Below are 22,261 nucleotides of genomic sequence, written 5' to 3'. Positions count from 1 at the left end.
ATGCAGCCTTTCAGCTTTGCCACTACCGGGCAGATCCTCTGCGAAGCGGGCGCGGTGCAGCGCCTTGCCACTCTGTGCCGCGAGCGCGGCGCACGGCGCGTGCTGATCGTCAGTGACCCCGGTATCGCCCGCCTGGGTATGCTTGATGATCTGCTGCCGGGATTCACGACGGCCAAGGTCGGCGTGGCTATCTTCAGCGAGGTTACCGCCGACCCCAGCGAAGCCTGTGTACTGGCCGCCGCCCAGCGGGCCCGGCATATCGGTGCCGACCTGGTGGTGGGCTTTGGCGGCGGCAGTTCGATGGATGTTGCCAAGCTGGTCGCGCTGCTGGCCCACCGCGACTGCAACCAGCCGCTTGCCGAGCTCTATGGCATGGACAAGGCCAAGGGCCGACGCCTGCCGTTGATCCAGGTGCCGACCACGGCCGGCACCGGTTCGGAGGTAACGCCGATCGCCATCGTCACCACCGGCGCCACCAGCAAGATGGGCATCGTCTCGCCGCTGCTGCTGCCGGACCTGGCGGTACTCGATGCCGTGTGCACCCTCGGCCTGCCCCCGGCGGTAACCGCCGCAACCGGTATCGATGCCATGGTGCATGCCATCGAAGCCTATACCAGCCGTCTCAAGCGCAACCCGCTGTCGAGCCTGCTGGCGCGCGAGGCCCTGCGGCTGCTGGCGGAAAACCTGGATCAGGCCGTGCACAACGGCGGCAATCTGGACGCGCGTCAGGCCATGCTGCTGGGCGCCTGCCTGGCCGGCCAGGCGTTTGCCAATGCTCCGGTGGCGGCCGTGCACGCGCTGGCATATCCATTGGGTGGGCACTTCCACATTCCCCATGGCCTGTCCAATGCATTGGTGTTGCCGCATGTGCTGCGTTTCAACCTGCCCGTGGCGGTGACGGACTATGCCCAGCTGGCGGTGCCCCTGTTGGGCGCACGGTTGCAGCCTGGCGACCTGTACCGGCAGGCTGATCAGTTCGTCGAGGAACTGGCCGCGCTGGGCGCCCGCTGCGGTTTGCCTGGGCGGCTGCGTGATGCCGATGTTCCGCGCCATCGCCTGCCGCAACTGGCAGAAGATGCCATGCAACAGCAGCGCCTGCTGATCAACAACCCGCGTGAAGTCACCCAGGCCGATGCACTGGCCATCTACGAGGCTGCCTACTGATGAGTGTGCATCGGCAACGTGACTACTACCGGCACTACACGCCAATCGCCACCCGTTGGCATGACAATGACGCCTACGGGCACGTGAACAACGTGGTCTATTACGGCTTTTTCGACAGCGCCGTGAACCGCCTGCTGATCGAGCAGGGCGGACTGGATATCCACCATGGCGCGGCGATTGCGCTGGTGGTCAGTTCGGCCTGCGACTACCAGTCGCCTGTAGCGTTTCCGCAGGGCATCGAGGTGGGCCTGGCGGTAAGCCGGCTGGGCAACACCTCGGTGCAGTACCAGTTGGCCGTATTCATCCAGGGCCAATCCCTGGCTTGCGCTACCGGACGCTTCGTCCATGTATTCGTCGACCGGGAGGGCCGACGCCCGGTCCCGGTGCCTGCCCGCTTGCGGCAGGTGTTGAGCGAACTGCAGCCTTTATCCCCTGAGGAATTTCGACCATGAAAGACGCCGTGATCGTAGCCACTGCCCGTACACCCATCGGCAAAGCCATGCGTGGCGCCTTCAACGACCTGAAAACCCCCAGCATGACTGCCGTCGCCATTCGGGCAGCCGTCGAGCGGGCTGGTATCGAGCCGGCGCAGGTGGAGGATCTGGTGCTGGGTACCGCCATGCAGAGTGGTACTGCCGCGATCAACCCTGGCCGACTGTCGGCGCTGGCTGCCGGTTTGCCGCAATCGGTCAGCGGGCAGACCCTCGACCGCCAGTGTGCGTCGGGCCTGATGGCCATCGCTACAGCGGCCAAGCAAATCATTGTCGATGGCATGCAGGTGACCATCGGCGCCGGCCAGGAGCAGATCAGCCTGGTCCAGCAGGTGCACAACCAGCTGGCCAGCGAGGCCTATGACCCTGCTGTGCTGCGGATGAGCGAACATGCCTACATGCCGATGCTGCAAACCGCCGAGTTTGTCGCCCGCCGCTATGGCATCAGCCGGGAAGCGCAGGACGCCTACGCCTTGCAGTCGCAGCAGCGCACTGCAGCGGCGCAGGCGGCGGGGTTGTTTGCCGATGAAATCGTGCCCGTCTCGGCACGCAGGAAGGTGGTCGACAAGCTGTCCGGTGCGGTGAGCCATGAGGAAGTCTGCCTCAGCCAGGATGAAGGTAACCGGCCGGCGACCACCCTGGCAGACCTGCAAAGGCTGGAGCCTGTTATCGAAGGCGGCTGCGTGACGGCCGGCAATGCCAGCCAGCTGTCTGATGGCGCCAGTGCCTGCGTGCTGATGGAAGGCGCACTGGCCGCAAGGTCGGGCAAGGCGCCGCTGGGGCTGTATCGTGGTATCGCCGTGGCCGGCCTGGCTCCTGAAGAAATGGGTATCGGCCCGGTGCTGGCGGTGCCCAGGTTGCTGCACCAGCACGGCCTGAAGGTGGACGACATCGGTCTGTGGGAGCTGAACGAAGCGTTCGCCTGCCAGGTACTGTACTGTGCCCAGCGTTTGCAGATAGACCCTGCGAAGCTGAACGTCAATGGCGGTGCCATTGCCATCGGCCACCCCTACGGCATGAGCGGGGCGCGGATGGTCGGGCATGCGCTTCTGGAGGGCAGGCGGCGCGGGGTGAAGTACGTGGTGGTGACCATGTGCGTTGGCGGCGGGATGGGCGCGGCAGGGTTGTTCGAAGTGCTGTAGAGCATCCGTCAGGCCAGCCCCGGCCTCGGCGGCTGGCCGCAGCCTGAACCAGTCAGGGCGCGCCGAACAGCATCGTCCAGTACACGCCGTTATCGCTACGCGAGTTCTCGGCAAATGCCGCGCCCACCTGGGTAAACATCGGGTTCATCAGGTTGGCGCAGTGCCCGGGGCTGGCCAGCCAACCTGCCATCGCCTTGCTCGGTGACCCTTGGCCTGCGGCAATGTTCTCGCCGATCTGCCGCCCACGGTAGCCGGCATCCCATGCCCGATCCGCGGGTAGATCACCGTCGAGGTCGCGGTGCGCGAAGAAATTATCGTTGGCCATCGCGCGGCTGTGTCGCTGCGCCGCCGTTCCCAGGGCGGTGTTCCAGGCCAGCGGGCGTGCAGCGGCAAAGCGCTTGCGACCACACAGGCGTGGTTTCGCCCTTGCGGCGTTCACCTGTGCCAGCAACGCTTTGCTTGCCGATCGCCTATCGTCGAGCTGGGCATCGAGCAGGGGCCGAGCCAGCAGCACCCGCCACTCGTTGCGTGAGCGACTTACGCCGATATCGGCATATTGGCTATCGAGCAGGGCCGTGCAGTAGTCGCTGCGGAGCATGTCAAAGGCCTCCTCGGCATCTCGTGCACCGACCAGGCGGATGGCGCGCACCTTCACCGCCTGATAACCCGCAGCCTTCAATCCTTCCCGCAACCCCCCGCCGTAGCCGACCGGCAACGCCAGTTTCGGCTTCAGCACCAGCGGCGTCGAGCCGGGGATAATGCGCCGCTCGCAGCGCTGTGGCTGGGCGCGATAGTCGTTGATGGCTGCCACCAGTTGCCTTTCCCCGCTGGCTTGGGCGGGGTTGGCGAACAGGTGGAAAAAAGGAATGAGGCAGAGCGAGACGAAGGGGGAGCGACGGACTGCGTGGCGCATGGGGTGAATGGCTCTGGTGGATAAAGACGGCAAGGCCGATTTGAGGGCTCGCCTAAGACTGTGCGGCTCAATACAGGTTCACGTGTACGGGGTACAATTTTTCGCGGGTACTCAACTTGAATGCAGCAACAAGGTAAACCGCAATGCCCCAAACTACCGATCAGGCTTTTTATGACCGCGCGGATGCGCATATCGAACTGGCGAACCAGCAGATCGAGAAAATCGAAGACCTGGGCAAGGTCAGCGCCTCACTGACCTTCGGCGCCTCGCGCTTCAATGCCTGGATGAGCGCCCGCAGTTTCAAGTCTGGTGCGGAACTGGCTGCCGCGCGGGAGGAGCTGTTGAAGTATTTCTGCGAGCAGTACCGGATGATGCTCGAGGACAACCTGGACGAGCATATCGAGCATTTTGACCGGTATGTGCTGGGCAAAGGCGACTGACGACGGCTCGTGCGCGGTCTCTGTAGGAGCGGCCTTGTGTCGCGATGGGCTGCGAAGCAGCCCCAGCAATTTGTTCATTGTTGCTGAAATCCTGGGGCCGCTTCGCAGCCCATCGCGACACAAGGCCGCTCCTACAGGACCGTGCATGGCTTATCTGGCCTTCTTCTCCAGGATCCGCGGCCCGGTACCTTCCTTGCCCAGCACATCCTCGGGGTTGCGCAGCGGGCAGTCCTCCAGCGACAGGCAGCCGCAGCCAATGCAGTTGTCCAGGCTGTCGCGCAACGCTTCCAGGGTGCGAATGCGGGCGTTCAGGTTTTCGCGCCAGGCGGTCGACATTTCGCCCCACTGCGCTGCCGTGAGCTTGCTGTTGGGCGCATAGCGGCTGAAGGCCTGCCTGATCTCCTCAAGCGGAATACCCGTGCGCTGCGCCACTTTGATGATGGCCAGCGTGCGCAGCACCAGTGAAGGATAGCGGCGCTGGTTACCCGCCGTACGGACACTGGCGATCAGCCCCTTGGTCTCGTAGAAGTGCAGCGCAGACACCGCCACGCCGCTGCGTTTGGCCACTTCCCCTACCGTCAGCATCCGTGTGTTGTCCGCTGCCATGCCTGTTGACCTCAAGTTAAGTCGAGCTCTTATAGTCCTGTCCGGTCTTCCCCGCAACCGCTTTCCCTGATGATCGGAGCACTGCATGAACAAAAGGATGTTACTGGCCTGTGCTGGCGCTGTTGCAGGTGCGCTGGCCGCTGCCTATGCATTGGTCGGCAGCGGTTCGGCGCCGCCGGCTGCGGCGGCATGGCCGGCGACCAAGGTGGCCCTGGCCACGGCCGAGCAGGTGCAGCTGGCACGGCAGAATTTTGCCTCGGGAGAGCTGGAGGCGGTCAACCAGGTGCAGGTGGCGGCCGAGACGGCGGGGCGCATCACCCGCATCGCCTTCGAGTCGGGGCAATTGGTGAGTGCAGGGCAGTTGCTGGTTCAACTGAACGACGCCCCGGAGCAGGCCCAGCGTGTGCAGTTGCGGGCCAGGCTGCGCAATGCCGAAGTGGTGCTGCAGCGCAGCCGCAAGCTGCGCGCGGTTAACGCCGTGTCACAGGAGCTGCTCGACAATGCCGCCACCGCCGTTGATGTAGCCAGCGGCGAGCTGCAGCATGTCGAGGCGTTGATCGCGCAGAAGGCGATACGCGCACCGTTTGCCGGCAGGCTCGGCATCCGTCGGGTGCATCGGGGCCAGTACCTGAGCGCCGGTGAGACCATCGCCAGCCTGGCCGACAGCAGCCAGCTGCACGTCAATTTTTCCCTGGGCGAACAAGCGGCCCCCGAAGTGCACGTGGGGCAACTGCTGGCGCTGACGGTGGATGCGGTGCGCGGGCAGGACTTCCAGGCCCGGGTGGTCGCGGTGGACCCGGTGGTCAGCAAGGCGCGTCTGGTGCAGGTGCAGGCGGCCTTGCCGAACCCGGACGGGCAGTTGCAGCCGGGCATGTACGCCGGCGTGCGCCTGGACGCCGCCCAGCCGTCAAGCGTGCTGGCCGTGCCGGAAACCGCGATCACCTATACCGCCTACGGGCAGACGGTGTTCGTCGCTACCCGGGACCCGCAACAGGGTACCCGGGTCAGCCGGGTGCGGGTGACCACCGGTGAGCGCTGGCAGGGGCGGGTGGAAATCACTTCCGGCCTGGCGCCCGGTGACCAGGTGGTGGTTTCTGGCCAGTTGAAACTGAGCGACGGCATGCCGGTCGAGCCCGTGGCGCAGGACAGCCTGCAGGCCAGCCAGGGAGGGCGGCAATCGTGACGTTTACCGACCTCTTTGTCCGCCGCCCGGTACTGGCGCTGGTGGTCAGCAGCCTGATCATCCTGCTGGGGCTGTTTGCCCTGGGCAAGCTGCCGATCCGCCAGTACCCGCTGCTGGAAACCTCCACCATCAGCATCAGCACCGAGTACCCCGGTGCCTCCGCCGAGCTGATGCAAGGCTTCGTGACCCAGCCGATCACCCAGGCGGTGTCGTCGGTCGAGGGCATCGACTACCTGTCCTCGTCGTCGCAGCAGGGGCGCAGCCTGATCACCTTGCGCATGGTGCTCAACCGCGACTCGACCCAGGCACTTGCCGAGACCATGGCCAAGGTCAACCAGGTGCGCTATCGCCTGCCGGAAAAGGCCTACGACCCGGTAGTGGAGCTATCGGCAGGTGACTCCACCGCGGTAGCCTACGTAGGCTTTGCCAGCGAAACCTTGTCGATACCCGAGCTGAGCGATTACCTGTCGCGGGTGGTGGAGCCGCAGTTCTCCGGCATCGATGGTGTGGCCAAGGTGCAGTCGTTCGGCGGCCAGCGCCTGGCCATGCGCCTGTGGCTGGACAGCGAGCAGATGGCCGGGCGTGGGGTAACAGCCGCCGACGTGGCACAGGCGGTGCGTGCCAACAACTACCAGGCAACGCCGGGACAGGTGCGCGGGCAGTACGTGCTGGCCGACATCCAGGTGGACACTGACCTGACCCGGGTCGAGGACTTCCGCGAGCTGATCATCCGCAACGATGGCACCGACCTGGTGCGCCTGCGCGATGTCGGCACCGTCGAGCTGAGCGCGGCGGCCACCCAGACCAGCGCCACCATGGACGGCAAGCCCGCCGTGCACCTGGGGCTGTTCCCCACCCCTACCGGCAACCCGCTGGTGATCGTCGAGGGTATTCGCCAGCTGCTGCCGCAGATCCGCCAGACCCTGCCACCCGGGGTGGAGGTGGCGCTGGCCTACGAGACCGCCCGCTTCATCGACGCCTCGATCGACGAGGTGCTGCACACCCTGGTGGAGGCCATGCTGATCGTGGTGCTGGTCATCTGGCTGTGCCTGGGTTCGCTGCGCAGCGTGGTGATCGCGGTGGTGGCCATTCCGCTGTCGATGTTGGGGGCTGCGGGCCTGATGCTGCTGTTCGGCTTCAGCCTGAACCTGCTGACCTTGCTGGCGATGGTGCTGGCCATCGGCCTGGTGGTGGACGATGCCATCGTGGTGGTGGAGAACGTGCACCGCCATATCGAAGAGGGCAAGTCGCCGGTTGCCGCGGCGCTGGCCGGGGCGCGGGAAATCGCCGGGCCGGTGATCGCCATGACCCTGACCCTGGCCGCCGTGTACGCGCCGATCGGCTTGATGGGCGGGCTGACCGGCACGCTGTTCCGTGAGTTTGCCCTGACCCTGGCGGGGGCGGTGATCGTGTCCGGCATCGTCGCGCTCACCCTGTCGCCGGTAATGAGCTCGCTGTTGTTGCAACCCGGCCAGCAGCATGGTGCCATGGCCAACATGGCGGACCGCTTGTTCGGTATGCTGACCGGGACCTATGGGCGAATACTCGCCTACACCCTGTCGCATCGCTGGATCAGTGGTGGTGTGGCGCTTGTGGTGTGCCTGAGCCTGCCGTGGCTGTACCTGCTGCCGCAGCGCGAGCTGGCCCCGCCCGAGGACCAGGCGGCGGTGCTGACGGCCATCAAGTCCCCGCAGCATGCCAGCCTGGATTATGTGGAGCGCTTTGCCCTGAAGCTGGACCAGGTGATGAAGTCCCTCGCCGAAACCACCGACACCTGGATCATCAACGGCACCGACGGCCCGGCCGCCAGTTTCGGCGGCATCAACCTCAGCGCCTGGCAGGCCCGCGAGCGTTCCGCCGCGCAGGTGCAGGCGCAGTTGCAGCAGGCCGTGGCGGACATCGAGGGCAGTAGCATCTTCGCCTTCCAGGTAGCCTCGCTGCCGGGCTCCAGCGGTGGCTTGCCGGTGCAGATGGTATTGCGCAGCGCACAGGGCTACCCCGAGCTGTACCAGACCATGGAGATGATCAAGCAGCGCGCCCGCGACAGCGGCCTGTTCAGCGTGGTGGACAGCGACCTCGACTACAACAACCCGGTGGTCAAGGTGCGCATCGATCGCGCCAAGGCGGCCAGCCTGGGCATCAGCATGCAGGCCATCGGCGAGTCGCTGGGCGTGCTGGTGGGCGAGCAGTACCTCAACCGTTTCGCCCTGTTCGGGCGCTCCTACGACGTGATCCCGCAAAGCATCCAGGACCAGCGCCTGACGCCAGCGGCGCTGAACCGCCAGTACGTGCGCGCCGAAAACGGCAGCCTGGTGCCGCTGGCCACAGTGGTGCAGCTGGACATCGAAGTGGCGCCCAACCGCTTGCTGCAGTTCGACCAGCAGAACGCCAGTACTCTGCAGGCGATCCCGGCGCCCGGTGTGTCGATGGGCAATGCCGTGGCATTTCTCGAACAGCTTGCCGCTGAACTGCCACCTGGCTTCAGCCATGACTGGCTATCGGAATCGCGTCAGTACGTACAGGAGGGCTATGCCCTGATGTGGGCGTTTCTCGCCGCCCTGGTGGTGATCTACCTGGTGCTGGCCGCGCAGTACGAAAGCCTGCTGGACCCGCTGATCATCCTGGTGACCGTGCCGCTTTCGATCTGTGGTGCACTGCTGCCGCTGGCGCTGGGCTGGGCCACGCTGAATATCTATACGCAGATAGGCCTGGTGACCCTGATCGGCCTGATCAGCAAGCACGGCATCCTGATGGTGGAGTTTGCCAACGAGATCCAGGTGCGTGACAACCTTGACCGCGCCGCCGCCATTGTTCGCGCCGCGCAGATACGCCTGCGGCCGGTGCTGATGACCACCGCGGCGATGACTTTCGGCGTGCTGCCGCTGCTGTTCGCCAGTGGCGCCGGGGCCAACAGCCGCTTTGGCCTGGGCGTGGTGATCGTGTGCGGGATGCTGGTGGGGACCTTGTTTACCCTGTTTGTGCTGCCGACGATCTATGCCTGGCTGGCGCGCGACCATCGGGTTACCAAGGTGCGAGGGCAGCAGTTGGCGGAGGCTGAGCGGGTGTTGGGCGTGTGAGGGGGCGCCGGGCCATTGGGGCTGCTGCGCAGCCCATCGCCGGCAAGCCAGCTCCCACCTCGACTGCATTGACCTCAAGCCTTGTGCAGTACTTCTGGGAGCAACTGTCTTGCTCAATTTCTAAAAGCTGGCGCGATCCTTGTGGGAGCTGGCTTGCCGGCGATGGGCCGCACAGCGGCCCCGATTGCCCGATCAGGACGGCGACCGATCCCGACGTATCTGGGTAACCAGGGTAAAGCGATCATCCGGGTGCACCGTCTCGGCAACCGCCATCAGGTCGCCGTTTTCCTCGCGGTAATGGCGAGTGATCTTCAGCCCCGGCGCGCCTGCCTCGGCCTTCAGCGCCCGGGCCATTTCCGTGCTCAGCAACACTGCCCGCACCTGCTGGTCGACCACCGCGATCGACCGGCCATAGCGCTGCTCGATCAGCCCGGCAATCAGCTGGTCGGGGTGCTCGCGGGCCAACTCGATGACTTCGGCATAATCGCGCTGCGCATACACAGCGCTCCAGCACAGCGGTGCAGCGTTGTGCGCGCGGTCGACGCGGATGCTGGACACGCAGAAGTAATGCTCGCCCGGTACCAGCCCCAGCCGCGCCGCCTGGTTCAGGTCAGCGACGAAGTGGCGAACGTCCTGGATTTCCCGTTGCTGGGTTTGCGCCAGGTGCGCCAGCTCCGCCACGCTGGCCAATGACTGCGAGTAGCCACCGCGCGGGGTGCTGGCCTCGACCCGGGTGCCCACGCGCTTGCGCCGCGATACAAGCCCTTGGTCGAGCAACTGGTTGATCGCCGCGCGCACCGTGTGCCGGCTCACATCGTACAGCTCGCACAGTTCGAACTCGGTTGGCAGCAGGCTGCCCACCGGGTAGCGGCCGCTGGCGATGCCTTCCATCAGGTCCTTTGCCACGATGGAATAGCGCGTCGGGTTCATACCTTTGGTCTGTCTCGCAAATGTGTAACAGCGGCAGGGCGCAAAGCGGCCCCGGAAATCAAGCCTGTGCGGGCAAGCTCATATGCAGCAAGGGGAACGGTCGCCCCTCGCCATCCAGCGGTGAGCGGCCAGTCTGGATGAAGCCGTAATGCCGATAGAAGCCCACTGCCTGCGGGTTCTGCTCGTTGACATCGACGCTCATCGTGCTGCGCGACTGGCGGCCGAAATCCAGCAGCGCGCGGCCTATGCCGTGGCCGTGGCGCTCAGGGTCGACGAAGAGCATTTCCACGTGGTCGCCATTGAAGCCGATAAAGCCCAGCGGGCGGTCTTCGGTGTCAACTGCAACCCAGAGTTCGACGGCCTGAAAATAGACGTCGCGCAATTGCGGCAGCAGCGCGTCGATGTCGGAGGCTTGCAGAAAGTGATGTGTGGCGCGTACGGCGCGCAGCCAGATATCGAGCAGTTGCGGGTGGTCTGCAGCGATGCTTTGGCGAATGATCATGGGGTCATGCCTGAGCGGTGGATGGCCGGGAAGGCCGGGAGGAAGAAAAAGGGTACCCGGATTGTATGGGGTGGGGCAATGGACGGTGCGTAGCGCATCAGTTGATGCGTTGCCTGGGCTGGCCCTTTCGCGGGTAAACCCGCTCCCACAGGTACGGCGCCGGCCTGGAGGGCAGAGTCGTACCTGTGGGGGCGGGTTTACCCGCGAACACGGGCGAAGCCCGTGCCGGGTGGATCGTGCTTAGAGGCCAGCCTCCAGGCTCAGCAGGTCCTGCACCGTCTGCCGCCGGCGGATCATCCGCAGCGCGCCATCCTCGATCAGGAACTCCGGCAGCAATGGCCGGCTGTTGTAGTTCGACGACATCGACGCGCCATAGGCCCCGGCGTCGTGGATCACCAGCAGGTCACCCACCTGCGCCTGGGGCAGGTCATGCGGGGTCAGTTGCTGATCATCCTGGGTAAATACATCGCCCGACTCGCACAGCGGCCCGGCCACCACGGTCGGCTGCCGTGGGCGGTCCACCGGCTGGCCGTTGGCGTCGAGCAGGGTCATGCGGTGGTAGGCGCCGTACATCGCCGGGCGCATCAGGTCGTTGAAGCCGGCGTCGATCATGACGAAGGTATTGCGACCGACCTGCTTCACGGCGCGTACCTCGGCCACCAGGTAGCCCGATTCCGCCACCAGGAAGCGCCCTGGCTCTATCTCCATGCGCACAGGGTGGCCCAGCATCGCTTCGATTTCCTTGCGGGCCACGGCCCAGGTTCGGGCGTAGCGTTGCAGGTCGACCGGCGTGTCGCTGCTGCGGTACGGGGTGGAAAGCCCGCCGCCAATGGAGAACGCCTCGATGTCCACGCCCAGGCGGCCGATCAGCTCGATCATCGAGCGGGCCACTTGCTCGAGATGTTGGTAATCCACCCCGGAGCCGATGTGCATGTGCACGCCCACCAGGTGCAGGCCGTAGGTTTTCACGCAGGTCAGCGCTTCGCCCAGTTCTTCGTGCCAGATACCGTGCTTGCTGTTCTCGCCGCCGGTGTTGGTCTTGCGGCTGTGACCGTGGCCGAAGCCGGGGTTGATGCGGATCCACACGCGGTGGCCGGGCGAGCGTTCGCCCAGCTGGCGCAGCATGTCGATCGAGCCGGCGTTGACTTCGATCTTCGAGGCCACTACCCGCTCCAGGGTAGGCCGATCCAGCGCATCGCACGTCAGCACCACGCCGGCAGGGTCGCCATCCACGCTTGCGCCCGCGGCAAAAGCCCGTTCCATTTCGCCCAGCGACACCGCGTCCAGCACCAGGCCGTGGGCGCGCATCAGGCGCAGCACGTGCAGGTTGGGGTTGGCCTTCTGGGCGAAGCGCACGGTGTCGAATGCTTTCAGCTGTTCGACACGCTCGGCGATGGTGCCGGCGTCGTAGGCCCACAGCGGCGAGCCGTGCTGGCGGACAGCCTCGGCCAGAAGCGGGAAGGGTGCAGTCATGGTGGCGTTACTCATAATAAGGAAGGCCACGAGAATGAGCCAAAGCAGTAATTCAGAAAAATAGCTATTTTTCTGTAAGCCATTCATATCTGATATGAGCATCCGTCGACTTGCCAGGTATTGCCGTGAAACTGTCCGTCCGCCATATCGAAGTGTTCCGCGCCATCATGGCCGCTGGCAGCGTTACCGGTGCGGCGCGCCTGCTGTTTACCTCGCAGCCCACCGTCAGCCGTGAGCTGGCGCGGCTGGAGCAGGTAACCGGGCTGAACCTGTTCGAGCGCGAAGGTGGCCGCCTGGTGGCGACGGCCCAGGCGCTGCTGTTGATCGAGGAGGTTGAGCGGGCCTACGTAGGACTGGAGCGCATCGACCGCTTTGCCCAGGCCATTCGCAACTTCGAGCAGGGCCGGCTGGCCATTACCTGCCTGCCGCTGTTTTCCCAGACCTTGCTGCCCAAGGTTTGCCAGCGCTTTCACCAGCAGCACCGGGGGGTGAGCGTGAGTATCCTGGCGCAGGAGTCGCCGTTGCTGGAAGAATCACTGGTGGCCCAGCAGCATGACCTGGGCCTGACCGAGGTCGAGCAGATACCGCGTGGCGCCTACGGTGAATTGCTGTTCAGCGCCAACATGGTATGCGTGCTGCCTGACGGGCACCCGTTGCAGGCCAGGTCCGAGCTGGAGCTGAGCGATTTTCACCAGGTCGATTTCATCAACCTGGCCAGCCTCGACACTTACCGCCAGCGCCTGGACCAGCACTTCCGTGCGGCGGGGGTGAACCGCCGCACGGTCATCGAGACCACCAGTGCTGCCTCGGTATGTGCCATGGTCAGGCAGGGCCTGGGAGTGGCGATCATCAACCCGCTGAGCGGACTGGAGGCGGCGCAGGGCGGGTTGCCGATCCGGCGGTTGCGGGTGTCGGTGCCATACCAGGTGATGCTGATCAGGCCGGACCACCGGCCGGCGTCGGCGGCGGTGGAGCCGTTTTGTGAGGCGTTGCGGGTGCAGGCCCGGGAGATGCAGGCGGCACTGATCTGAAGCCCTCTGAGCCACCGCGTTGCCTGCTTCGCGGGTAAAGCCGGTCCCACAGGGATCGCGCAGGTTTCGGGTTCATGCGGTCCCTGTGGGAGCGGCCGTGGCCGCGAACACCGGCGTAGCCGGTGCCAGCCACCGCGTCGCCTGCTTCGCGGGCACGCCCGCTCCCACAGGGACCGCGCAAGTGTTCAGATTTCGCAGACGAAGGTACCGGTCCCGGCCAGGATGTTCTCCAGGGTTTCCTTCACCTCATCCATGTCGCTCAACTCGCTGGTCAGGTTGATCTCCAGCACGTCATCGCCCTTCAGTGCATCGCGGTCACCGGCCGCCACTTCGATCAGCAGGCGCTTGGCACTCAGGGTCACTTTCAACCCATCCAGCGTCGACGGCTCGTCATCCAGGGTCAGGTCGACGGTGTCTTCGTCCGGATAGCGGGTCAGCAGAAACATCTGGCCCTTGTCGCTGTGGCAGCACAGGGTCGCCATGTTGTCTTCCTCGTCATCGCAAGGGGTGGCGAACAGCAGGGCAGTATTGATTTGCATGGACAAGGCTCGGATCAAAGGAAACGGAAGGCAATTCTGACAGCCTTGCCGACAGGCATAAACGTAAAGTTACCGCCCCTTGACCGAAATTGTCGCAGCGCTGCAAGCCTTGATGACCGATCAGTCGTTAAGCTTCGGCGAGCCCTGGGCGTGCCTGTGCACGCTCAACGCCTGGTTTTACCGTCCGCTTTGCCACGGGTTGGCTATCGTTGATCCGTACATGGCGCACGCAGCGACGCTTCAACTATTACAAAGCCCAAGCGGAGTACCACAGATGGCGTTCTTCACCGCAGCCAGCAAAGCCGACTTCCAGCATCAACTGCAAGCGGCCCTGGCGCAGCACATCAGCGAACAGTCCCTGCCACAAGTTGCGCTGTTCGCCGAGCAGTTCTTCGGCATCATCTCTCTGGACGAACTCACCCAACGCAGGCTTTCCGACCTGGCCGGCTGCACCCTGTCAGCCTGGCGCATCATCGAGCGTTTCGACCCCGAATACCCGCAAGTACGGGTGTACAACCCCGATTACGAACGCAATGGCTGGCAATCGACCCACAGCGTGGTCGAAGTGCTGCACCACGACCTGCCGTTCCTGGTCGACTCGGTACGTACCGAGCTCAACCGCCGCGGCTACAGCATCCACACCCTGCAGACCACCGTGCTCAGCGTACGCCGCGGCGCCAAGGGCGAGCTGCTGGAGCTGCTGCCCAAGGGCACCCAGGGCGAGGGCGTACGCCATGAATCGCTGATGTACCTGGAGATCGACCGTTGCGCAAACGCCGCCGAGCTGACGGTGCTGGCCCGCGAGATCGAGCAGGTGCTGGCCGAGGTGCGGGTGGTGGTGGCCGACTTCGAACCGATGAAGGCCAAGCTGCGTGAAGTGGTGGCGGAGGTGGAACAGACCGCCTTTGGCCCGGCGCACCACGAAAAAGGCGAGGTCAAGGCGTTCCTCGAGTGGCTGCTGGACAACCACTTCACCTTCCTGGGCTATGAAGAATTCACCGTCAAGGGCGGCGCCGAAGGCGGCCAGATGGTCTACGACGAGCAGTCGTTCCTCGGCCTGCCGCGCCGCCTGCGTGTGGGCCTGACCAGCGACGAACTGCGCATCGAAGACTATGCCGTGGCCTACCTCAACGAGCCGCTGCTGCTGTCGTTCGCCAAGGCCGCGCTGCCCAGCCGCGTACACCGCCCCGCCTACCCGGACTACGTGTCGATCCGCCAGCTGGATGCCGACGGCAAGGTGATCAAGGAGCACCGCTTCATGGGCCTGTACACCTCGTCGGTGTACGGCGAAAGCGTGCATGCCATCCCTTATATCCGTGAAAAGGTCACCGAAGTAGAGCGCCGCTCGGGCTTCGATCCCAAAGCCCACCTGGGCAAGGAACTGGCGCAGGTATTGGAAGTGCTGCCGCGCGACGACCTGTTCCAGACCCCGGTCGACGAGCTGTTCAGCACGGTCATGTCGATTGTGCAAATCCAGGAGCGCAACAAGATCCGCGTGTTCCTGCGCAAGGACCCGTACGGCCGCTTCTGCTACTGCCTGGCTTATGTTCCACGGGAAATCTACTCCACCGAAGTGCGGCAGAAGATCCAGCAGGTGCTGATGGAGCGCCTGAAGGCCAGCGACTGCGAGTTCTGGACCTTCTTCTCCGAATCGGTGCTGGCCCGTGTGCAACTGATTCTGCGGGTAGACCCGAAAAACCGCATCGACATCGACCCGCAGCAGCTGGAACGCGAAGTGATCCAGGCCTGCCGCTCGTGGAATGACGACTACTCGGCGCTGGTGATCGAGAACTTCGGCGAAGCCCAGGGCACCAACATCCTCGCCGACTTCCCCAAAGGGTTCCCGGCCGGCTACCGCGAGCGCTTCGCCGCGCACTCGGCGGTAGTCGACCTGCAGCACGTGCTGAACCTGTCGGAAAGCAAGCCGCTGGCGATGAGCTTCTACCAGCCGCTGACCCAGGTCGGCGAGCGCATCCTGCACTGCAAGCTCTACCACGCCGACACGCCGCTGGCGCTGTCCGACGTGCTGCCGATCCTGGAAAACCTTGGCCTGCGCGTGCTCGGCGAGTTCCCGTACCGGCTGCGCCATGCCAGTGGCCGCGAATACTGGATCCACGACTTCGCCTTCACCTACAGCGAAGGCCTGAGCCTGGACATCCAGCAGCTCAACGATGTGCTGCAGGACGCCTTCATCCACATTGTTCGCGGCGATGCCGAGAACGATGCCTTCAACCGCCTGGTGCTGACCGCCGGCCTGCCATGGCGCGACGTGGCGCTGCTGCGTGCCTATGCCCGCTACCTGAAGCAGATCCGCCTGGGCTTCGACCTGGGCTACATCGCCAGCACCCTGAACAACCACACCGACATCGCCCGTGAGCTGACCCGGTTGTTCAAGACCCGCTTCTACCTGGCGCGCAAGCTCACCCAGGACGACCTGGATGACAAGCAGCTGCGCCTGGAGCAAGCCATCCTGAGCGCGCTGGATGACGTGCAGGTGCTGAACGAAGACCGCATCCTGCGCCGCTACCTGGACCTGATCAAGGCCACCCTGCGCACCAACTTCTACCAACCGGACGCCAACGGCCAGAACAAGTCGTACTTCAGCTTCAAGTTCAACCCCAAGCTGATCCCCGAACTGCCTAAACCGGTGCCCAAGTTCGAGATATTCGTCTACTCGCCACGGGTCGAGGGCGTGCACCTGCGCTTTGGCAACGTCGCCCGCGGCGGCCTGCGCTGGTCCGACCGTGAGGAAGACTTCCGCACCGAGGTGCTGGGCCTGGTAAAAGCCCAGCAGGTGAAGAACTCGGTCATCGTGCCGGTCGGCGCCAAGGGCGGCTTCCTGCCGCGCCGCCTGCCGCTGGGCGGCAGCCGTGACGAGATCGCTGCCGAAGGCGTGGCGTGCTACCGCATCTTCATTTCCGGCCTGCTCGACATCACCGACAACCTCAAGGACGGTGGTGTGGTGCCACCGGCCAACGTGGTGCGCCATGACGATGACGACCCGTACCTGGTGGTGGCCGCCGACAAGGGCACCGCGACCTTCTCCGACATCGCCAACGGCATTGCCATCGACTACGGCTTCTGGCTGGGCGATGCCTTCGCCTCGGGCGGCTCGGCCGGTTACGACCACAAGAAAATGGGCATTACCGCGCGCGGCGCCTGGGTGGGCGTGCAGCGCCACTTCCGCGAGCGCGGCATCAATGTGCAGGAAGACCCGATCACCGTCATTGGCGTCGGCGACATGGCCGGCGACGTGTTCGGCAACGGCCTGCTGATGTCCGACAAGCTGCAACTGGTGGCGGCGTTCAACCACCTGCACATCTTCATCGACCCGAACCCGGAGCCAGCCGCAAGCTTTGCCGAGCGCAAGCGCCTGTTCGACCTGCCACGTTCGGCCTGGAGCGACTACGACACCAGCATCATGTCCGAAGGCGGCGGGATCTTCCCGCGCAGTGCCAAGAGCATCGCCATCAGCCCGCAGATGAAAGAGCGCTTCGCCATCGACGCCGACCGCCTGACCCCGACCGAGCTGCTCAATGCACTGCTCAAGGCACCGGTAGACCTGCTGTGGAACGGTGGCATCGGTACCTACGTCAAGGCCAGCACCGAGAGCCACGCCGATGTCGGCGACAAGGCCAACGACGCGCTGCGGGTCAATGGCAACGAACTGCGCTGCAAGGTGGTGGGCGAGGGCGGCAACCTGGGCATGACCCAGCTTGGCCGGGTCGAGTTCGGCCTTCACGGCGGTGCCACCAACACCGACTTCATTGACAACGCCGGCGGCGTGGACTGCTCCGACCACGAGGTCAACATCAAGATCCTGCTCAACGAAGTGGTGCAGGGTGGCGACATGACCGAGAAGCAGCGCAACCAGTTGCTGGGCAGCATGACCGACGAAGTGGCCGGCCTGGTGCTGGGCAACAACTACAAGCAGACCCAGGCGCTGTCGCTGGCTGCCCGCCGCGCCCGCGAGCGGATTGCCGAGTACAAGCGCCTGATGGCTGACCTGGAAGCCCGTGGCAAGCTGGACCGCGCCATCGAGTTCCTGCCGTCCGAAGAGCAGTTGGCCGAGCGCCTGGCCGCCGGCCAGGGCCTGACCCGCGCCGAGCTGTCGGTGCTGATCTCGTACAGCAAGATCGACCTCAAGGAACAGCTGCTCAAGTCGCTGGTGCCGGACGACGACTACCTGACCCGCGACATGGAAACCGCCTTCCCGCCGTCGCTGGTCAGCAAGTTCGCCGAGTCCATGCGCCGTCACCGCCTGAAGCGCGAAATCGTCAGCACCCAGATCGCCAACGACCTGGTCAACAACATGGGTATCACCTTCGTCCAGCGCCTGAAGGAGTCGACCGGCATGAGCCCGGCCAACGTGGCCGGTGCCTACGTGATCGTGCGCGACATCTTCCACCTGCCGCACTGGTTCCGCCAGATCGAGGCACTGGACTACCAGGTGCCGGCGGAGATCCAGCTGACCCTGATGGACGAGCTGATGCGCCTGGGCCGCCGTGCCACCCGCTGGTTCCTGCGCAGCCGCCGCAACGAGCAGGACGCCGGGCGTGACACCGCGCATTTCGGGCCGAAGATCGCGCAACTGGGGCTCAAGCTCGACGAGTTGCTCGAAGGCCCGACCCGCGAGCGCTGGATGGTGCGTTACCAGGGCTTTGTCGAAGCCGGTGTGCCGGAGTTGCTGGCGCGCATGGTGGCTGGCACCAGCCATCTGTACACCCTGCTGCCGATCATCGAGGCGGCTGATGTCACCGGGCATGACCCGGCGCAGGTGGCCAAGGCGTTCTTCGCCGTGGGCAGCGCACTGGACCTGACCTGGTACCTTCAGGAAATCAGCAACCTGCCGGTGGAGAACAACTGGCAGGCGCTGGCCCGCGAGGCGTTCCGCGACGACATCGACCTGCAGCAGCGGGCGATCACCATCTCGGTACTGCAGATGGCCGATGCGCCGGAAGACATGGACGCCCGCGTGGCGCTGTGGGCCGAGCAGCACCGGGTGATGGTGGAGCGCTGGCGCGCCATGCTGGACGACCTGCGCAATGCCACTGGCACCGACTATGCGATGTACGCGGTGGCCAACCGCGAGCTGGTCGACCTGGCCATTAGCGGGCAGGCGGCGGTGGTGCCGTCCTGAGGGTTTGCGTGAGGTAAAAACAAAGCCCCGGCAGTGATGCCGGGGCTTTTTTATTCCTGTGTTGGCCCTTTCGCGGGTGAACCCGCTCCCACAGGGATATCACAAGACTTGAGTGTAGTGAGGTCCCTGTGGGAGCGGGTTTACCCGCGAAGAGGCCGGTGCAGGCTTACTTGAACCTGCGCTCCACCCCTTTCTCGACCAGGATCTTCGCCGAAATCTCTTCCACCGAAAAATGCGTGGAATTGATGTTGGGAATGTTCTCCCGGCGGAACAGGTTCTCCACCTCGCGCACTTCGAACTCGCACTGGGCAAAGCTGGAATAGCGGCTGTTCGGCTTGCGTTCATGGCGGATGGCGGTCAGCCGGTCGGGGTCGATGGTCAGGCCGAACAGCTTGTTGTGGTGCTTTTTCAGCACCGCCGGCAGCTGCAGGCGCTCCATGTCGTCCTCGGTCAGCGGGTAGTTGGCGGCGCGGATGCCGAATTGCATGGCCATGTACAGGCAGGTGGGGGTCTTGCCGCAGCGCGATACGCCTACCAGGATCAGGTCGGCCTTGTCGTAGTAGTGGGTGCGCGCGCCATCGTCGTTGTCCAGGGCGAAATTCACCGCCTCGATGCGTTCCATGTAGTTGGAATTGCCGCCAATGGAGTGCGACTTGCCGACGGAATACGACGAATGGGCGGTCAATTCCTGTTCAAGCGGGGATAAAAACGAAGAAAAGATGTCGATCATGAAGCCATTCGAGGTCGCCAGGATCTCACGGATGTCCTGATTGACGATGGTGTCGAAGATGATCGGGCGTACACCATCGCGCTCGGCCGCAGCGTTGATTTGCTGGACCATGGTTCGCGCCTTTTCCGGCGAATCGATGTAGGGACGGGTGAATTTATTGAAGGGAATGCTCTCGAATTGAGCGAGCAGACTCTGGCCCAGGGTTTCGGCGGTGATGCCGGTGCCGTCGGAGATGAAGAACGCGGTTCGTTTCATTTGCGATCTGGGCCTTAAGCTGATGACGTTTTCTGGATATGATAAGTTCGGTTTGCCGAATGCGGCTGTCGGCATTCTCACTTATTTTCCAGGTACAGGCCACAAGCGTCCGGCCAAGTCAATGAAGGCAGGCGGGCGCCCTTGAGCTTTTCCAATACAGTTAGTGGAGAGATCACCTTGGTAGAGTACGTAGTTTCCCTCGATAAGCTCGGCGTCCATGATGTAGAGCATGTGGGGGGCAAGAACGCATCCCTGGGCGAGATGATCAGCAACCTCGCAGGTGCTGGTGTATCGGTGCCGGGCGGCTTTGCCACTACGGCGCAGGCGTACCGCGATTTTCTCGAACAGAGTGGTCTCAACGACCGTATCCATGCCGCACTCGACGCACTCGACGTGGATGACATCAATGCCCTGACCAAGACCGGCGCGCAGATTCGCCAGTGGGTCATGGAAGCCGACTTCCCGGCACGTCTGGATTCGGAAATCCGTACGGCCTTCGCCGCGATGGCTGCCGGCAACGACAATATGGCAGTTGCCGTGCGTTCTTCTGCCACCGCCGAAGACTTGCCGGACGCCTCGTTCGCCGGCCAGCAGGAAACCTTCCTCAACATCCGCGGCGTCGACAACGTGATCCGCGCAGCCAAGGAAGTGTTCGCCTCGCTGTTCAACGACCGCGCCATCGCCTACCGCGTTCACCAGGGCTTTGACCACAAGCTGGTAGCCCTGTCCGCGGGCGTGCAGCGCATGGTCCGTTCCGAAACCGGCACTGCCGGCGTCATGTTCACCCTCGACACCGAGTCGGGCTTCCGCGACGTGGTGTTCATCACCGGCGCCTACGGCCTGGGCGAAACCGTGGTACAGGGTGCGGTCAACCCTGACGAATTCTACGTGCACAAGAACACCCTGCAGGCCGGCCGCCCGGCCATCTTGCGCCGCAACCTGGGCAGCAAGGCGATCAAGATGGTCTACGGCGAAGAAGCCAAGGCCGGCCGCTCGGTCAAGACCGTCGAAGTGGACCGCGCCGAGCGCGCACGCTTCTGCCTGACCGATGCCGAGGTCAGCGAGCTGGCCAAGCAGGCCATTATCATCGAGCAGCACTACCAGCGCCCTATGGACATCGAATGGGCCAAGGACGGTGATGACGGCAAGCTGTACATCGTCCAGGCGCGCCCTGAGACCGTGAAAAGCCGCTCCAGCGCCAATGTCATGGAACGCTACCTGCTGAAAGAGAAGGGCACCGTACTGGTCGAAGGCCGTGCCATTGGCCAGCGCATCGGCGCCGGCAAGGTCCGCGTGATCAACGACGTATCGGAAATGGACAAGGTCCAGCCGGGCGACGTGCTGGTCTCCGACATGACCGACCCGGACTGGGAACCGGTGATGAAGCGCGCCAGCGCCATCGTCACCAACCGTGGCGGGCGTACCTGCCACGCGGCGATCATCGCCCGTGAGCTGGGCATTCCGGCCGTGGTCGGCTGCGGCAACGCCACCCAGGTACTGAAAGACGGCCAGGGCGTGACCGTATCCTGTGCCGAAGGCGATACCGGCTTCATCTTCGAGGGCGAGCTGGGCTTCGACGTCAAGCAGAACTCGGTCGACGCCATGCCCGACCTGCCGTTCAAGATCATGATGAACGTCGGCAACCCGGACCGTGCCTTCGATTTCGCCCAGCTGCCCAATGCCGGTGTCGGCCTGGCGCGCCTGGAGTTCATCATCAACCGCATGATCGGTGTGCACCCCAAGGCACTGCTGAACTACGCCGGCCTGCCAGCCGACCTGAAAGACAGCGTCGACAAGCGCATCGCCGGCTACAACGACCCGGTCGGTTTCTATGTCGAGAAGCTGGTCGAGGGCATCAGCACCCTGGCGGCAGCCTTCTACCCGAAAAAGGTCATCGTGCGCCTGTCGGACTTCAAGTCCAACGAGTACGCCAACCTGATCGGCGGCAAGCTTTACGAGCCGGAAGAAGAAAACCCGATGCTGGGCTTCCGTGGCGCTTCGCGTTACATCAGCGAATCGTTCCGTGACTGCTTCGAGCTCGAGTGCCGTGCGCTGAAGCGCGTGCGCAACGAGATGGGCCTGACCAACGTCGAAATCATGGTGCCGTTCGTGCGCACCTTGGGCGAAGCCAGCCAGGTCGTCGACCTGCTCGCTGAAAACGGCCTGGCCCGTGGCGACAACGGCCTGCGCGTGATCATGATGTGCGAACTGCCGTCCAACGCCATCCTCGCCGAAGAGTTCCTGGAGTACTTCGACGGCTTCTCGATCGGCTCCAACGACCTGACCCAGCTGACCCTGGGCCTGGACCGTGACTCGGGGATCATCGCCCACCTGTTCGACGAGCGAAATCCTGCGGTGAAGAAGCTGCTGGCCAACGCCATTGCCGCGTGCAACAAGGCCGGCAAGTACATCGGCATCTGCGGCCAGGGCCCGTCGGACCACCCGGACCTGGCCAAGTGGCTGATGGAGCAGGGTATCGACAGCGTGTCGCTGAACCCGGACTCGGTACTCGAAACCTGGTTCTACCTGGCTGAAGGCCAGGGCGCGGTCTGATGCAGTAAAACGCGGGGGTGCGTCTGGCGCACCCCCGCCTGGTTTTTTCCAGGGCGAGCTCCAGCAATGGATCCCGCCCTTTTTTGTGCACC

General features: G+C 64.3%; 16 protein-coding genes. 9 read left to right on the top strand and 7 right to left on the bottom strand.

The annotated features are described in order from the left end of the window. The 3 genes from CAF70_RS13315 to CAF70_RS13305 are packed head-to-tail and all read left to right on the top strand — an operon-like array spanning window position 1 to window position 2,797. Window positions 1-1,164: an iron-containing alcohol dehydrogenase gene (locus CAF70_RS13315; RefSeq protein ID WP_085625230.1), complete on the top strand. Its 1,164-nt coding sequence runs from the start codon at window positions 1-3 to the stop codon at window positions 1,162-1,164. Then, entirely contained in the window at window positions 1,164-1,616 is a 453-nt protein-coding gene (locus CAF70_RS13310) for a thioesterase family protein (RefSeq protein WP_085625229.1), read from the top strand. The genes CAF70_RS13315 and CAF70_RS13310 overlap by 1 nt, the downstream gene beginning before the upstream one ends. After that, on the top strand, window positions 1,613-2,797 hold the full coding sequence (locus CAF70_RS13305) for an acetyl-CoA C-acyltransferase (protein ID WP_085625228.1): 1,185 nt from the start codon (window positions 1,613-1,615) through the stop codon (window positions 2,795-2,797). Before CAF70_RS13310 ends, CAF70_RS13305 begins: the two co-directional genes overlap by 4 nt. Before the next feature lie 52 nt (window positions 2,798-2,849). On the opposite strand, the gene CAF70_RS13300 is transcribed toward CAF70_RS13305, so the two are convergent. Continuing rightward, window positions 2,850-3,710 carry a CAP domain-containing protein gene (locus CAF70_RS13300; RefSeq protein ID WP_085625227.1) on the bottom strand — a complete coding sequence of 287 codons (861 nt, stop codon included), beginning with the start codon at window positions 3,708-3,710 and terminating at the stop codon, window positions 2,850-2,852. A 143-nt stretch (window positions 3,711-3,853) separates the two neighbouring features. Between CAF70_RS13300 and CAF70_RS13295 the strand changes: the two genes are divergently transcribed. Then, the gene (locus CAF70_RS13295) at window positions 3,854-4,150 is read left to right on the top strand and encodes a DUF3144 domain-containing protein (protein ID WP_085625226.1); all 297 of its coding nucleotides are present in this window, start codon (window positions 3,854-3,856) and stop codon (window positions 4,148-4,150) included. A gap of 150 nt (window positions 4,151-4,300) precedes the next feature. Here CAF70_RS13295 and soxR read toward each other — a convergent pair whose 3' ends face one another. Further along, window positions 4,301-4,756, bottom strand: coding sequence for a redox-sensitive transcriptional activator SoxR (gene soxR, locus CAF70_RS13290; protein WP_085625225.1), 456 nt, complete (start codon window positions 4,754-4,756; stop codon window positions 4,301-4,303). 85 nt (window positions 4,757-4,841) lie between these two features. Between soxR and CAF70_RS13285 the strand changes: the two genes are divergently transcribed. After that, the gene (locus CAF70_RS13285) at window positions 4,842-5,939 is read left to right on the top strand and encodes an efflux RND transporter periplasmic adaptor subunit (protein ID WP_085625224.1); all 1,098 of its coding nucleotides are present in this window, start codon (window positions 4,842-4,844) and stop codon (window positions 5,937-5,939) included. Further along, on the top strand, window positions 5,936-9,016 hold the full coding sequence (locus tag CAF70_RS13280) for a MexW/MexI family multidrug efflux RND transporter permease subunit (protein WP_085625223.1): 3,081 nt from the start codon (window positions 5,936-5,938) through the stop codon (window positions 9,014-9,016). Before CAF70_RS13285 ends, CAF70_RS13280 begins: the two co-directional genes overlap by 4 nt. 192 nt (window positions 9,017-9,208) lie before the next feature. On the opposite strand, the gene CAF70_RS13275 is transcribed toward CAF70_RS13280, so the two are convergent. The 3 genes from CAF70_RS13275 to lysA all read right to left on the bottom strand — a co-directional run bounded on the left by CAF70_RS13275 (window position 9,209) and on the right by lysA (window position 11,921). After that, window positions 9,209-9,946, bottom strand: a complete 738-nt coding sequence (locus CAF70_RS13275) for a GntR family transcriptional regulator (protein ID WP_085625222.1) — start codon at window positions 9,944-9,946, stop codon at window positions 9,209-9,211. Window positions 9,947-10,004: 58 nt separating this feature from the next. Next, the gene (locus CAF70_RS13270) at window positions 10,005-10,448 is read right to left on the bottom strand and encodes an acetyltransferase (protein WP_085625221.1); all 444 of its coding nucleotides are present in this window, start codon (window positions 10,446-10,448) and stop codon (window positions 10,005-10,007) included. Window positions 10,449-10,688: 240 nt separating this feature from the next. Next, window positions 10,689-11,921, bottom strand: coding sequence for a diaminopimelate decarboxylase (gene lysA / locus CAF70_RS13265; RefSeq protein ID WP_085625220.1), 1,233 nt, complete (start codon window positions 11,919-11,921; stop codon window positions 10,689-10,691). A gap of 125 nt (window positions 11,922-12,046) precedes the next feature. Between lysA and CAF70_RS13260 the strand changes: the two genes are divergently transcribed. Then, entirely contained in the window at window positions 12,047-12,952 is a 906-nt protein-coding gene (locus tag CAF70_RS13260; protein ID WP_085625219.1) for a LysR family transcriptional regulator, read from the top strand. A 185-nt stretch (window positions 12,953-13,137) separates the two neighbouring features. On the opposite strand, the gene CAF70_RS13255 is transcribed toward CAF70_RS13260, so the two are convergent. Continuing rightward, window positions 13,138-13,491 carry a hypothetical protein gene (locus CAF70_RS13255; RefSeq protein WP_085625218.1) on the bottom strand — a complete coding sequence of 118 codons (354 nt, stop codon included), beginning with the start codon at window positions 13,489-13,491 and terminating at the stop codon, window positions 13,138-13,140. A gap of 274 nt (window positions 13,492-13,765) precedes the next feature. Between CAF70_RS13255 and CAF70_RS13250 the strand changes: the two genes are divergently transcribed. Continuing rightward, window positions 13,766-18,631: an NAD-glutamate dehydrogenase gene (locus tag CAF70_RS13250; protein ID WP_085625217.1), complete on the top strand. Its 4,866-nt coding sequence runs from the start codon at window positions 13,766-13,768 to the stop codon at window positions 18,629-18,631. Window positions 18,632-18,797: 166 nt separating this feature from the next. Here CAF70_RS13250 and CAF70_RS13245 read toward each other — a convergent pair whose 3' ends face one another. Continuing rightward, window positions 18,798-19,616 (bottom strand): pyruvate, water dikinase regulatory protein, encoded by an 819-nt coding sequence (locus CAF70_RS13245; RefSeq protein ID WP_024086557.1) that lies wholly within the window; start codon window positions 19,614-19,616, stop codon window positions 18,798-18,800. Between the two features lie 177 nt (window positions 19,617-19,793). Between CAF70_RS13245 and ppsA the strand changes: the two genes are divergently transcribed. Then, entirely contained in the window at window positions 19,794-22,169 is a 2,376-nt protein-coding gene (ppsA, locus tag CAF70_RS13240) for a phosphoenolpyruvate synthase (RefSeq protein WP_085625216.1), read from the top strand. Window positions 22,170-22,261 lie beyond the last annotated feature (92 nt).

It is taken from the genome of Pseudomonas sp. B19(2017) (assembly GCF_002113165.1).
Lineage (GTDB): Bacteria > Pseudomonadota > Gammaproteobacteria > Pseudomonadales > Pseudomonadaceae > Aquipseudomonas.
Note: the sequence above shows the minus strand (reverse complement) of the source record. Positions and strands in the feature narration are given on the sequence as shown.

Bases quoted from the DNA above. Each gene is read 5' to 3' on its own strand.
- CAF70_RS13315 (WP_085625230.1), top strand. From the start codon at position 1: ATGCAGCCTTTCAGCTTTGCCACTACCGGGCAGATCCTCTGCGAAGCG.
- CAF70_RS13305 (WP_085625228.1), top strand. From the start codon at position 1,613: ATGAAAGACGCCGTGATCGTAGCCACTGCCCGTACACCCATCGGCAAA.
- lysA (WP_085625220.1), bottom strand. From the start codon at position 11,921: ATGACTGCACCCTTCCCGCTTCTGGCCGAGGCTGTCCGCCAGCACGGC.
- CAF70_RS13275 (WP_085625222.1), bottom strand. From the start codon at position 9,946: ATGAACCCGACGCGCTATTCCATCGTGGCAAAGGACCTGATGGAAGGC.
- CAF70_RS13245 (WP_024086557.1), bottom strand. From the start codon at position 19,616: ATGAAACGAACCGCGTTCTTCATCTCCGACGGCACCGGCATCACCGCC.
- CAF70_RS13310 (WP_085625229.1), top strand. From the start codon at position 1,164: ATGAGTGTGCATCGGCAACGTGACTACTACCGGCACTACACGCCAATC.
- CAF70_RS13255 (WP_085625218.1), bottom strand. From the start codon at position 13,491: ATGCAAATCAATACTGCCCTGCTGTTCGCCACCCCTTGCGATGACGAG.
- CAF70_RS13285 (WP_085625224.1), top strand. From the start codon at position 4,842: ATGAACAAAAGGATGTTACTGGCCTGTGCTGGCGCTGTTGCAGGTGCG.
- CAF70_RS13295 (WP_085625226.1), top strand. From the start codon at position 3,854: ATGCCCCAAACTACCGATCAGGCTTTTTATGACCGCGCGGATGCGCAT.
- CAF70_RS13250 (WP_085625217.1), top strand. From the start codon at position 13,766: ATGGCGTTCTTCACCGCAGCCAGCAAAGCCGACTTCCAGCATCAACTG.
- CAF70_RS13300 (WP_085625227.1), bottom strand. From the start codon at position 3,710: ATGCGCCACGCAGTCCGTCGCTCCCCCTTCGTCTCGCTCTGCCTCATT.
- soxR (WP_085625225.1), bottom strand. From the start codon at position 4,756: ATGGCAGCGGACAACACACGGATGCTGACGGTAGGGGAAGTGGCCAAA.
- CAF70_RS13270 (WP_085625221.1), bottom strand. From the start codon at position 10,448: ATGATCATTCGCCAAAGCATCGCTGCAGACCACCCGCAACTGCTCGAT.